The following is a 12,998-nucleotide window of genomic DNA, read 5'->3' on the forward strand; positions in this document are numbered from 1 at the left end:
TCACACGGGGTCTGCGGTCCCGGGGGGTGGCCGCGGCGCGCCCGCGGCCGATGATCCCCTGGAGCAGTGAGCGACGTTTCACGTGAAACACGATGCCCCTGCGCCCGTGCCGGGACCGTCCGACACTCCGTGAAAGCGGATGAAAGCGACGCTCAGCGGCGTCGGCGGGTCTTGCTGGTCCGCGCCGCCTTGGCCCGCTTGGCCGCGAAGCGGACACCGCCGGGGCTCTCGCCGACCTCGACCCGGACCACGGTGGACATCGGATCGACGATCCCCTCGCCCACCTGGAGGACCGAGGTCTCCACCACGCCCAGCTTGGCGAGCGCGGCGCGGGCCCCGTCGAGCTCCTCCTGCGCGGTGTCGCCCTTCAGCAGCAGCATCTCGCCGTAGGGGCGGAGCAGCGGCACGCCCCAGCCGGCGAGCCGGTCGAGGGGGGCCACGGCACGGGCGGTCACGACGTGGACCTGCGGGACCTTGCCGAGCATCTCCTCGGCGCGGCCGCGCACGACGGTCACGTGGTCGAGGCCGAGCAGCTCCACGACCTCCGTGAGGAAGTTGGTCCGCCGCAGGAGCGGCTCCAGGAGCGTGATCTTCAGATCGGGCCGGACCAGGGCCAGCGGGATGCCGGGCAGACCGGCGCCGGAGCCGACGTCGCAGACCGTGACGCCCTCGGGGACGACCTCGGAGAGGACGGCGCAGTTCAGCAGATGGCGCTCCCACAGTCGCGGGACCTCGCGCGGGCCGATGAGCCCGCGCTTCACACCGGCGTCCGCGAGCAGCTCGGCGTACCGCACGGCTTCGGGGAAGTACTCGCCGAAGACCTTCCGTGCCTGCTCCGGCGCCTCGGGGAGCTCCGCTGCCTCCGTCACGGGAACCGTCCTTCCGTACCGCACGCGTACCGTGCGAGCGCACTGTGGTGGCTGAGTGGCTGAACTATCAGGCTGACAAAGATCGGCCCCGTCTACGAACAGACGGGGCCGACGCGAGGAGAGAGGTCAGGCAGGGAGAACGACGACGAAGCGCTGCGGCTCCTCGCCCTCGGACTCGCTGCGCAGACCGGCGGCGGCGACCGCGTCGTGCACGACCTTGCGCTCGAACGGGGTCATCGGGTCCAGCTTGACCGGCTCGCCGGAGGCCTTGACCTCGTCCGCGGCCTTGGCGCCGATCTGGGCCAGCTCCGTGCGCTTCTGCGCCCGGAAGCCGGCGATGTCGAGCATCAGACGGCTGCGGTCACCGGTCTCCCGGTGCACCGCGAGGCGGGTCAGCTCCTGGAGCGCCTCCAGCACCTCGCCGTCGCGGCCCACGAGCTTCTGCAGGTCGCGGCTGCCGGAGTCGCTGATGATCGAGACCGCGGCCCGGTCCGCCTCGACGTCCATGTCGATGTCGCCGTCGAGGTCGGCGATGTCGAGCAGACCCTCAAGGTAGTCGGCCGCGATCTCACCCTCCTGCTCAAGGCGGGTCAGGGTGTCGCCACCCTCGGCGGCGGCGGAGGTGGTGCCTTCCGTCACGGATGGACTCCTTCTAGCTACGTGGACGCTTCTACTTCTTGGAGGACGGGTGCTTGGGCCGCTGCTGGCCCTTGCGCTGGCGGGAGCCGCCGGAGCTGGCGCGGCTACGGCCGCCACCCTGCGCGCCGCCCTTGGCGGGCGTCTCGGGCTTCTTCTCCAGCGAGGTCTTCGGCTCGGAGTCCTGGGCGGCCTCGCCCTCGGTCTCCTCGGCCGTCTCCTCGACGGTCTCGTCGCCCTTGGCCTGCTGGCCGCCGGACTGGCGCTGGGCCTTGGTCTGGCGCTTGGGCTGCTGGCGCTTGGGGGCGGCGGTGCCCTCGGCCTCGGCGACGGCGGCGTCGCTCTTCACCACGGTGCCGTCGGCCTGCGCGGCGAAGCCGGCCTTGGCGAGACCGCCGATGAAGCGGCGCTCGTTCTCGTTGCGGTCCGAGCCCTTGGCGACGATCGCCTTGACGACGGCCTTGTGGCGACGGCTGCGGATCTCACCGTGGTGCGTGACGCTCTTCAGCAGACGCTGAAGGTAGGAGTCCTGCGCCTTGCTGCCCGGGGTCGGGTTCTGGTTGATCACGTACATCTGCTGGCCCATGGTCCACACGTTGGTGGTCAGCCAGTAGACGAGGACACCGACGGGGAAGTTGATGCCCATGACGGCGAAGATCACCGGGAAGATGTACATGAGCATCTTCTGCTGCTGCATGTACGGGGTCTTCACCGAGAGGTCGACGTTCTTCATCATCAGCTGGCGCTGGGTGAAGAACTGCGAGGCCGACATCAGGACGATCATGATCGCGGTGACGATGCGGACATCGGTCAGCGAGGCACCGAGGGCCGCGACGGCCTCGGGGGAGTCCATGAACTTCGAGGCGATCGGGGCGCCGAAGATGTGCGCCTCACGGGCGCTGTTGACCAGGTCCTGGTTGAGGACACCGATCTCCTTGCCCGACGCGATGTTGGACAGCACGTGGTACAGGGCGAAGAAGAACGGCGACTGGGCGAGGATGGGAAGGCACGAGGAGAGCGGGTTGGTGCCCGTCTCCTTGTACAGCTTCATCATCTCTTCGGACTGACGCTGCTTGTCGCTCTTGTAGCGCTCCTGGATCGCCTTCATCTTCGGCTGGAGCGCCTGCATGTTCCGGGTCGCCTTGATCTGCTTCACGAAGAGCGGGATCAGCGCGATACGGATCAGCACCACGAGGGACACGATCGACAGGCCCCAGGCCCAGCCCGTGTCGGGGCCGAAGATGGCCCCGTACAGCTTGTGGAACTGGACGATGACCCAGGAAACGGGCCAGGTGATGAAGCTGAACAGACTGGCAATCGTGTCCACTAATCAGGCTCCTTGAGCATTGGGCGAGGTCTCTGCGGCCGGGCTCGTCTCGGCGGAGATCCCGCCCTTGTCGCCGCGCAGCGCGTTCCTGAGCATCTCGTGCCAGCGCGGACGCTTCCGCGGGGGGACATGGTCCACTCCGCCGGGCGACCAGGGATTGCACCGCAGGATGCGCCAGGCGGTCAGGGCGATGCCCTTGATCGCGCCATGCCGGTCTATGGCCGTGAATCCGTAGTGGGAACACGACGGGTAGTACCGGCAGACGTCGCCCAGAAGCGGGCTGATCGTCCACTGGTACAGCTTGATGAGGGCGAGGAACGGGTACTTCATCGCGTACCCCCTCCCAGCAGCCGCTGGAGGGCGGCGTCCAGGTCGCGGGCCAGGTGGGCGTGGTCGGCGTCACCGGCTCCGGGCAACGCCCGTACGACCACCAGGCTACCGGGGGGCAGCGCGGAGAGCCGGTCGCGGACGAGATGGCGCAGACGACGCTTCACCTGGTTGCGGACGACCGCACCGCCCACGGCCTTGCTCACGACGAAACCCGCACGCGTCGGGGGAGCGCTCTCCCCAGGCGCGTGCGGGTCCGTTGCACCGCTTCGTAGGTGGACGACGAGGAGCGGGCGACCGGCCCGGCGTCCTCGACGTACCGCGGTTGCGAAGTCCTCGCGCCGCCTCAGCCGATTCTCGGTAGGCAGCACGTCATGACCTGTTTAGGTGGATCAGGCGGACAGGCTCGCGCGACCCTTGGCACGGCGGTTCGCCAGGATGGCGCGGCCGGCACGGGTACGCATGCGCAGGCGGAAGCCGTGGGTCTTCGCGCGACGACGGTTGTTCGGCTGGAAGGTGCGCTTGCTCACTCGGGGGCTCCAGAAATGATTCGGGTGGTGGCGGGACATCGCCTGGCTGTCACCGTGCGCCCACGAGTAGCTCGCATACGCTCGAGTGCACCGCTACGCGACCACACAAGGTGGTCTTTGCCCATCGGAGGCAGGCGGCAGCAGCCATCGACAACTCGACCTGGTTACGGTACGCGCGGTTACGCCATCCGGTCAAACCGACCCGTCGATGGGCCCGCTTGTGCACAGGCTGTGGACAACAACTTGAACGACCTCATCCGCCGCGACTACCGTGGCTGGACTCGACTATCTCTTCCGTTCTGTTCTTATCGTCCCGAGAACCACACATTCGTGGGACCTGCGAGAAAGCGTGCCCTGTGGCTGACGTACCTGCTGATCTTGCCGCAGTGTGGCCACGCGTGCTCGATCAGCTGCTCGGAGAAGGACAGCAGGGCATCGAGCCCAAGGACAAACAGTGGATCGAGCGCTGCCAGCCGCTCGCCCTGGTCGCCGACACGGCGCTGCTCGCCGTCCCCAACGAATGGGGCAAGCGCGTCCTGGAGGGCCGGCTGGCCCCTCTGATCAGCGACACCCTCAGCCGTGAGTGCGGCCGGCCGATCCGGATCGCGATCACCGTCGACGACTCCGTCGGCGAGCAGCCCCCGGCGCCCTCCCCGGGCCACGCCCCGCAGCCGCCGCACTACGGCGAGCGCCCGCAGCCGGAGCCGTACGAGAAGTACGACGGCTACGGTCACCGCGCGCTCCCCGACGACGGGCTGCCCACCGCGCGCCCGGCCTACCCGGACTACCAGCAGCCGCCGCGCCCCGAGCCGGGCGCCTGGCCGCGCTCCCAGGAGGACCTCTCCTGGCAGCAGCCGCGCCTCGGCGGATTCCCCGAGCGCGCCCCGTACACCGGCCCCGCGTCCCCCGACCCGTCCGGACGGCCGCGCTACGACGAGTCCTCCCGCGGCTACGAGCAGCCGCAGCGGCCCGAGCGCTCCGAGCTGCCCGAGCCGCCGGGGGCGGGACCGCGCCCCGGCCCGGGTCCCGGCGGCCAGGGCGTGGGGCCCGGCATCGGCCAGGGCTCGCTCGGCGGCACCGGCGCGGGCTCCGGCGGGCCCGGCGAGCCGCACGCGCGCCTGAACCCCAAGTACCTCTTCGACACCTTCGTCATCGGTTCCTCGAACCGCTTCGCGCACGCGGCCGCGGTCGCGGTGGCCGAGGCGCCGGCGAAGGCGTACAACCCGCTCTTCATCTACGGCGAGTCGGGGCTCGGCAAGACCCACCTGCTGCACGCCATCGGGCACTACGCGCGGAGCCTCTACCCGGGCACGCGCGTGCGGTACGTGAGCTCGGAGGAGTTCACCAACGAGTTCATCAACTCGATCCGCGACGGCAAGGGCGACGCCTTCCGCAAGCGCTACCGCGACGTGGACATCCTGCTGGTCGACGACATCCAGTTCCTCGCGAGCAAAGAGTCGACGCAGGAGGAGTTCTTCCACACCTTCAACACCCTGCACAACGCCAACAAGCAGATCGTGCTCTCCTCCGACCGGCCGCCCAAGCAGCTGGTGACCCTGGAGGACCGGCTGCGGAACCGTTTCGAGTGGGGACTCACCACCGACGTGCAGCCGCCGGAGCTGGAGACGCGCATCGCGATCCTCCGCAAGAAGGCGGTGCAGGAGCAGCTGAACGCCCCGCCGGAGGTGCTGGAGTTCATCGCCTCGCGGATCTCGCGGAACATCCGTGAGCTGGAGGGCGCGCTGATCCGGGTGACGGCCTTCGCGAGCCTCAACCGGCAGCCGGTGGACCTGGGCCTCACCGAGATCGTCCTCAAGGACCTGATCCCGGGCGGCGAGGACTCCTCGCCGGAGATCACGGCGCCGGCCATCATGGCGGCCACGGCCGACTACTTCGGGCTGACGGTGGAGGACCTCTGCGGGTCCTCGCGCAGCCGGGTCCTGGTGACGGCCCGCCAGATCGCCATGTACCTCTGCCGGGAGCTCACCGACCTGTCGCTGCCGAAGATCGGCGCGCAGTTCGGCGGCCGCGACCACACGACCGTCATGCACGCGGACCGGAAGATCCGCGCCCTGATGGCGGAGCGGCGCTCCATCTACAACCAGGTCACCGAGCTGACCAACCGCATCAAGAACGGCTGACCGGCCTCTCCGCACACGGCTGACAGGCCTCTCCGCACGGCCTCCAAGGGCGCTCCGGGACACCTCCCGGGGCGCCCTTCGGCGTTGTGGAGGGGGTCCGACGGTGGCGAGCGGACGCCAGGACGGGGCGCTGGCCCGGACGGCCCTGTTCGATTACTCCGTTCCGGTGGCGGGTTCTCCACAGATTGGGGGATGATCTCCCGTCCACAGGGTGGGGACTGTCGAGTTATCCGGATTGTGTCCACAGGCAGAGCGGGTGACAGTTCATCACTCCAGCTCAGAGGGGTGTGGATTTGTTGGCAAACGATTTCCACAGCCTGTGGATGAATCTTTCGTCCACAGGGGCTCCGGAGAGTTGTCCACTGGCTACCCACAGGGGCAGGCCGGTTGCCCACAGCTTCTCCACACCGCTGTCCACTGTTCGGCAACACAACACCCCCTCTCACCGGCCGGAGTGAAAGGCGTCACACCAAGGGAGACGTTTGGGCTGTGGGGAACCTGGGGAAAGCTGGGGACAGCACTGGGGAGAACTCCCCCTTGCCTGTGCATGGGGTGTGCAGAACTTTCCGGCGTCCACAGAGAACCGTGGTTTTCCACTGGTTCCACCCACAGGGGCAGTGGACAAAAAACAGGCTCTGACCTGCATGGACGACGTTATCCACGGTTTCCACAGGACCTACTACTACTGCCACTCATAGTTAGCCCGGGAATCGCTTTGAAGCGGGGGCTGTGCACAACTCGGCGCCGGAGCCCCGACGCGCTCTCGTCGCGACTTGACCCCGAGCCGCACCGAGTGTCGGCGGCGTACGTCAGACTGGATCCCGCAGTCGACGAAGAGCCAGCAACAAGCAGGAGGCGGTTCCGGTGAAGATCCGGGTGGAGCGCGATGTACTCGCGGAGGCGGTGGCGTGGGTGGCCCGCAGCCTTCCGGCCCGTCCGCCGGCTCCCGTACTCGCGGGCCTTCTGCTGAAGGCCGAGGACGGCGCGCTGAGCTTCTCGAGCTTCGACTACGAGGTCTCCGCCCGCGTCTCCGTCGAGGCGGAGGTCGAGGAGGACGGCACCGTCCTCGTCTCCGGCCGTCTTCTCGCCGACATCTGCCGCGCCCTCCCCAACCGTCCGGTGGAGATCTCCACAGACGGTGTACGGGCGACCGTGGTCTGCGGCTCCTCCCGCTTCACCCTCCACACCCTTCCTGTGGAGGAGTACCCGGCGCTGCCGGAGATGCCCACCGCGACCGGCACCGTGCCCGGCGAGGTCTTCGCGGCCGCCGCCGCCCAGGTGGCCATCGCCGCCGGCCGTGACGACACGCTGCCCGTCCTCACCGGTGTGCGCATCGAGATCGAGGGCGACACGGTCACCCTGGCCTCCACCGACCGCTACCGCTTCGCGGTCCGCGAGTTCCTGTGGAAGCCGGAGTCCCCGGACGCCTCCGCCGTGGCCCTGGTGCCCGCGAAGACGCTCCTGGACACCGCCAAGGCGCTCACCAGCGGCGACACCGTCACCCTGGCGCTCTCCGGCTCCGGCAAGGGCGAGGGCCTGATCGGCTTCGAGGGCGCGGGCCGCCGCACCACCACCCGCCTCCTGGAGGGCGACCTCCCGAAGTACCGCACGCTCTTCCCCACCGAGTTCAACTCGGTCGCGGTGATCGAGACCGCCCCCTTCGTGGAGGCCGTCAAGCGCGTGGCCCTGGTCGCCGAGCGCAACACCCCGGTCCGCCTCAGCTTCGAGCAGGGCGTCCTCATCCTGGAGGCCGGCTCCAGCGACGACGCACAGGCTGTGGAGCGGGTCGACGCGCAGCTCGACGGCGACGACATCTCGATCGCCTTCAACCCGACCTTCCTCCTGGACGGCCTGAGCGCGATCGACTCCCCCGTCGCCCAGCTCTCCTTCACCACCTCCACCAAGCCGGCGCTGCTCAGCGGCCGCCCGGCCGTGGACGCGGAGGCCGACGAGGCCTACAAGTACCTGATCATGCCGGTGCGGCTGAGCGGCTGACGCCTCTTCGCCGGGTGTCGGAGGGGGTTCGACTGAGCGGCTGACCCCACAGGTGTGCGGCCGGGTCCGGGCGTAGGCTCGGACCCGGGTAGGAACCGCACACGACGCTTAAGGAACACTCTGATGGAGCTCGGTCTCATCGGTCTCGGCAAGATGGGCGGCAACATGCGCGAGCGCATCCGCCGCGCAGGCCACACCGTCATCGGATACGACCGCAACCCGGACCTCGCCGATGTCCCCAGCCTCGAAGAGCTTGTGGGCAAGCTCAAGGGGCCGCGCGTCGTGTGGGTCATGGTCCCCGCCGGTGCGGCGACCCAGTCCACCATCGACGAGCTGGCGGAGCTGCTCTCCCCCGGCGACGTCGTGGTCGACGGCGGGAACTCCCGCTGGACCGACGACGAGAAGCACGCCGAGGAGCTCGCCGCCAAGGGCATCGGCTTCGTCGACTGCGGTGTCTCCGGCGGCGTGTGGGGCCTGGAGAACGGCTACGCCCTGATGTACGGCGGCTCCGACGAGGACGTCGCCAAGGTCCAGCCGATCTTCGACGCCCTCAAGCCCGCGGGCGAGTACGGCTCCGTGCACGCCGGCAAGGTCGGCGCGGGCCACTTCGCGAAGATGGTCCACAACGGCATCGAGTACGCCATGATGCAGGCCTACGCCGAGGGCTGGGAGCTCCTGGAGAAGGTCGACTCGGTGGAGAACGTCCGCGAGATCTTCCGCTCCTGGCAGGAGGGCACGGTCATCCGTTCCTGGCTGCTCGACCTCGCGGTCAACGCCCTCGACGAGGACGAGCACCTGGACCAGCTGCGCGGCTACGCGTCGGACTCCGGCGAGGGCCGGTGGACCGTCGAGGCCGCCATCGACAACGCCGTACCGCTGCCGGCGATCACCGCGTCGCTGTTCGCGCGGTTCGCGTCCCGCCAGGACGACTCGCCGCAGATGAAGATGATCGCCGCGCTGCGCAACCAGTTCGGCGGCCACGCGGTCGAGAAGAAGTAGCAATCCACAGGCTGTGCACCACCCGGTGCACAGCGACCGGGGGAAGGCCGGCGCCCACCATGCACGTCACGCATCTCTCGCTGGCCGACTTCCGCTCGTACGCCCGGGCCGAGGTACCCCTCGACCCGGGCGTCACCGCGTTCGTGGGGGCGAACGGCCAGGGCAAGACCAACCTCGTCGAGGCCGTCGGCTATCTCGCCACCCTCGGCAGCCACCGGGTCGCCTCCGACGCCCCGCTGGTGCGGATGGGCGCCGACCGGGCCGTCATCCGGGCCGCCGTCACCCAGGGCGAGCGCTCCCAGCTGGTCGAGCTCGAACTCAACCCCGGCCGCGCCAACCGCGCCCGCGTCAACAGGTCCTCGCAGGTCCGCCCCCGTGACGTGCTCGGCATCGTGCGGACCGTGCTCTTCGCGCCCGAGGACCTCTCGCTGGTCAAGGGCGACCCCGGGGAGCGCCGGCGCTTCCTCGACGAGCTGATCACGGCGCGCGCGCCGCGCATGGCGGGCGTGCGCTCCGACTACGAGCGCGTGCTCAAGCAGCGGAACACCCTGCTGAAGTCCGCCGCCATGGCCCGCCGGCACGGCGGCCGCGGCATGGACCTCTCCACGCTCGACGTCTGGGACCAGCACCTGGCCCGGGCCGGCGCCGAGCTGCTCGCCCAGCGGCTCGACCTCGTCCACACCCTCCAGCCGCTCGCGGACAAGGCGTACGAGCAGCTCGCGCCCGGAGGCGGACCGATTCTGCTGGAGTACCGGCCCTCCGCGCCCGGCACCGGACTGACCCGCGAGGAGCTGTACGAGCAGCTGATCGCCGCCCTCGCCGAGGCCCGCAAGCAGGAGATCGAGCGCGGGGTCACCCTCGTCGGCCCGCACCGCGACGAGCTGCTGCTGCGCCTCGGCGACCTGCCCGCCAAGGGGTACGCGAGCCACGGCGAGTCCTGGTCGTACGCGCTGGCGCTGCGCCTCGCCTCGTACGACCTGCTGCGCTCCGAGGGCAACGAGCCGGTCCTCGTCCTCGACGACGTCTTCGCCGAGCTGGACGCGCGCCGGCGCGAGCGGCTCGCGGAGCTGGTGGCCGACGGCGAGCAGGTCCTGGTGACGGCGGCGGTCGACGACGACGTGCCGGACGTCCTCAAGGGGACGCGGTACGCGGTGACCGGAGGGACGGTGGAGCGGGTATGAGCGCCGCCGACGAAACTTCCCCACAGGCTGTGGACAAGCCCGCGGCCCCCGAGCCCTCGGGTGTGGACCTGGCCCGGGTCGCGCTGCGCGCCGCCAAGGAGCAGGCACGCGCGCGTGGGGCGGCCGCGCAGCAGAAGAAGCAGGCCAGGCGCGGGGGCGGGCTGCGCTCCGGTGCGCGTGCCGACGGGCGCGACCCGATGGCGCTCGGCGCCGCGATCAACCGGCTGCTCGCCGAGCGGGGCTGGGAGACGCCGGCGGCCGTCGGCGGCGTGATGGGGCGGTGGCCGCAGATCGTCGGGGAGGACCTCGCGAAGCACTGCGTACCGGTGCGGTACGAGGAGGAACCGGACGCGCGCGTGCTGACCGTGCAGTGCGACTCCACCGCGTGGGCGACGCAGCTGCGGCTGCTGGCGCCCACGCTGGTCGCCCGGCTCAACGAGGACCTCGGGCACGGGACCGTGCGGCTGATCAAGGTGCTGGGGCCTGGGAGCGGGCCGCGGCGGGGGTACGGGCCGTTGCGGGCGCCTGGCTCCGTGGGGCCCGGGGATACGTACGGGTAGTACGGGGACGGTCCTCGGGGTGCGGGTCCAAGCAGTCGGGCGCCGTGCGCGGGGCGTCGTGCCCACCCTCCCCCGGACTCCGTCCGGGGGGACCCCCGGCCCCGGCGGAACGCATGCCCGCAACGGGGCGGGACACCTGCCCACGGCCGGGCGCCACGACCCGTCACCACTCGAAGCGCTAGGTGGCCGTCAGAGGGCTCTGGAGCCCCTGTCCGGATATGGGGAGTCGTCTCGGGGGCGCGGAGGGCGGCACATGCGCATTCAGGTACCGGCAAACCCCCATGAGTGTCGGCGGTACCGGTAGACTGGAAGACAATCCCGCCACACTGCGGAACTGTCGAACGACGCAGCCGGCTCCCCTATGCCCGGAGCACGGCCTGTGCTGTGCCAGAAAGGGCGCTTCGTGGCCGATTCCGGCAACCCCAACGAGAACACTCAGTACACCGCCAGCAACATCCAGGTCCTCGAAGGCCTGGATGCGGTGCGCAAGCGCCCCGGCATGTACATCGGCTCGACCGGAGAGCGCGGCCTGCACCACATGGTGCAGGAGGTCGTCGACAACTCGGTCGACGAAGCGCTGGCCGGTCACGCGGACACCATCGACGTGACGATCCTCGCCGACGGCGGCGTCCGCGTCGTCGACAACGGCCGCGGCATCCCCGTCGGCATCGTCGAGTCCGAGGGCAAGCCGGCCGTCGAGGTCGTGCTGACGGTCCTCCACGCGGGCGGAAAGTTCGGCGGCGGCGGCTACGCCGTCTCCGGCGGTCTGCACGGCGTCGGCGTCTCCGTCGTGAACGCCCTGTCCACGAAGGTCTCCGTCGAGATCAAGACCGACGGCCACCGCTGGACGCAGGACTACAAGATGGGTGCCCCGACCGCGCCCCTCGCGCAGCACGAGGAGACCTCCGAGACCGGCACCTCGGTCACGTTCTGGTCCGACCCGGACATCTTCGAGACGGTCGAGTACTCCTTCGAGACGCTCTCCCGCCGCTTCCAGGAGATGGCCTTCCTCAACAAGGGCCTGACGATCACGCTCACCGACGAGCGCGAGTCCGCCAAGGCCACGGTCGGCGCCGACGACCCGGACGCCGAGGCCGCCGCCGAGCCGGCCGCCCGCACGGTGACGTACCACTACGAGGGCGGCATCGTCGACTTCGTGAAGTACCTCAACTCGCGCAAGGGCGAGCTGATCAACCCGACCGTCATCGACATCGAGGCCGAGGACAAGGAGCGCCTGCTCTCCGCCGAGATCGCGATGCAGTGGAACTCCTCGTACAGCGAGGGCGTGTACTCCTTCGCGAACACGATCCACACCCACGAGGGCGGTACCCACGAGGAGGGCTTCCGCGCCGCGCTGACGACGCTCGTCAACAAGTACGCGCGCGAGAAGAAGCTGCTCCGCGAGAAGGACGACAACCTCACGGGCGACGACATCCGCGAGGGTCTGACCGCGATCATCTCGATCAAGATCGGCGAGCCGCAGTTCGAAGGCCAGACCAAGACGAAGCTCGGCAACACCGAGGCGAAGACCTTCGTCCAGAAGGTCGTCCACGAGCACCTGACGGACTGGTTCGACCGCAACCCGAACGAGGCCGCGGACATCGTCCGCAAGGGCATCAACGCCGCGACCGCGCGCGTGGCCGCCCGCAAGGCCCGCGACCTCACCCGCCGCAAGGGCCTCCTGGAGTCGGCCTCCCTCCCGGGCAAGCTCTCCGACTGCCAGTCGAACGACCCCACCAAGTGCGAGATCTTCATCGTCGAGGGTGACTCCGCCGGCGGCTCCGCCAAGTCCGGCCGGAACCCGATGTACCAGGCCATCCTGCCGATCCGCGGCAAGATCCTGAACGTCGAGAAGGCCCGCGTCGACAAGATCCTCCAGAACACCGAGGTCCAGGCGCTGATCTCCGCCTTCGGTACCGGTGTGCACGAGGACTTCGACATCGAGAAGCTCCGCTATCACAAGATCATTCTGATGGCGGACGCCGACGTCGACGGCCAGCACATCAACACCCTGCTGCTCACCTTCCTCTTCCGCTTCATGCGGCCGCTGATCGAGCACGGGCACGTGTACCTCTCCCGCCCGCCGCTCTACAAGATCAAGTGGGGCCGGGAGGACTTCGAGTACGCGTACTCGGACCGCGAGCGCGACGCCCTGGTCGAGCTGGGCAAGCAGAACGGCAAGCGGATCAAGGACGACTCGATCCAGCGCTTCAAGGGTCTCGGCGAGATGAACGCCGAGGAGCTGCGCGTCACCACCATGGACGTCGAGCACCGGGTCCTCGGCCAGGTCACCCTGGACGACGCCGCGCAGGCCGACGACCTGTTCTCGGTGCTGATGGGCGAGGACGTCGAGGCGCGGCGCTCCTTCATCCAGCGCAACGCCAAGGACGTTCGCTTCCTCGACATCTGAGTCGGTCTCAGCTGACCGTACGA

12 protein-coding genes are annotated in these 12,998 nt (G+C 69.5%); 6 read left to right on the forward strand and 6 right to left on the reverse strand.

What is annotated here, in order from left to right:
* Positions 1-152 precede the first annotated feature (152 nt).
* The 6 genes from rsmG to rpmH form a co-directional block, all read right to left on the reverse strand.
* Complete coding sequence (gene rsmG / locus AB0E19_RS17850; protein WP_169092859.1) at positions 153-869, reverse strand: 16S rRNA (guanine(527)-N(7))-methyltransferase RsmG; 717 nt, start codon at positions 867-869, stop codon at positions 153-155.
* A 126-nt stretch (positions 870-995) separates the two neighbouring features.
* Entirely contained in the window at positions 996-1,508 is a 513-nt protein-coding gene (locus AB0E19_RS17855; protein ID WP_360604210.1) for a R3H domain-containing nucleic acid-binding protein, read from the reverse strand.
* Between the two features lie 31 nt (positions 1,509-1,539).
* Entirely contained in the window at positions 1,540-2,832 is a 1,293-nt protein-coding gene (gene yidC, locus AB0E19_RS17860; RefSeq protein WP_362180385.1) for a membrane protein insertase YidC, read from the reverse strand.
* A 3-nt stretch (positions 2,833-2,835) separates the two neighbouring features.
* Entirely contained in the window at positions 2,836-3,162 is a 327-nt protein-coding gene (yidD, locus tag AB0E19_RS17865) for a membrane protein insertion efficiency factor YidD (protein WP_030493766.1), read from the reverse strand.
* Positions 3,159-3,530 (reverse strand): ribonuclease P protein component, encoded by a 372-nt coding sequence (rnpA, locus tag AB0E19_RS17870; protein ID WP_043222725.1) that lies wholly within the window; start codon positions 3,528-3,530, stop codon positions 3,159-3,161. Before rnpA ends, yidD begins: the two co-directional genes overlap by 4 nt.
* A gap of 21 nt (positions 3,531-3,551) precedes the next feature.
* Positions 3,552-3,689, reverse strand: a complete 138-nt coding sequence (gene rpmH, locus AB0E19_RS17875; protein ID WP_015659252.1) for a 50S ribosomal protein L34 — start codon at positions 3,687-3,689, stop codon at positions 3,552-3,554.
* Between the two features lie 356 nt (positions 3,690-4,045).
* Here rpmH and dnaA point away from each other — a divergent pair, with 356 nt between their 5' ends.
* The 6 genes from dnaA to gyrB all read left to right on the forward strand — a co-directional run bounded on the left by dnaA (position 4,046) and on the right by gyrB (position 12,975).
* Positions 4,046-5,830: a chromosomal replication initiator protein DnaA gene (gene dnaA, locus AB0E19_RS17880; protein WP_362180391.1), complete on the forward strand. Its 1,785-nt coding sequence runs from the start codon at positions 4,046-4,048 to the stop codon at positions 5,828-5,830.
* An 864-nt stretch (positions 5,831-6,694) separates the two neighbouring features.
* Positions 6,695-7,825, forward strand: a complete 1,131-nt coding sequence (gene dnaN, locus AB0E19_RS17885) for a DNA polymerase III subunit beta (protein ID WP_189953483.1) — start codon at positions 6,695-6,697, stop codon at positions 7,823-7,825.
* A gap of 123 nt (positions 7,826-7,948) precedes the next feature.
* Positions 7,949-8,824 carry a phosphogluconate dehydrogenase (NAD(+)-dependent, decarboxylating) gene (gnd, locus tag AB0E19_RS17890; RefSeq protein ID WP_362180396.1) on the forward strand — a complete coding sequence of 292 codons (876 nt, stop codon included), beginning with the start codon at positions 7,949-7,951 and terminating at the stop codon, positions 8,822-8,824.
* Positions 8,825-8,883: 59 nt separating this feature from the next.
* Entirely contained in the window at positions 8,884-10,005 is a 1,122-nt protein-coding gene (gene recF / locus AB0E19_RS17895) for a DNA replication/repair protein RecF (protein WP_362180399.1), read from the forward strand.
* Positions 10,002-10,565 carry a DciA family protein gene (locus AB0E19_RS17900; protein ID WP_359527801.1) on the forward strand — a complete coding sequence of 188 codons (564 nt, stop codon included), beginning with the start codon at positions 10,002-10,004 and terminating at the stop codon, positions 10,563-10,565. Before recF ends, AB0E19_RS17900 begins: the two co-directional genes overlap by 4 nt.
* A gap of 379 nt (positions 10,566-10,944) precedes the next feature.
* Positions 10,945-12,975, forward strand: a complete 2,031-nt coding sequence (gene gyrB / locus AB0E19_RS17905; protein WP_362180403.1) for a DNA topoisomerase (ATP-hydrolyzing) subunit B — start codon at positions 10,945-10,947, stop codon at positions 12,973-12,975.
* The last annotated feature ends 23 nt before the right edge of the window (positions 12,976-12,998 follow it).

This window comes from Streptomyces sp. NPDC047974 (genome assembly GCF_040653375.1).
GTDB lineage: Bacteria > Actinomycetota > Actinomycetes > Streptomycetales > Streptomycetaceae > Streptomyces.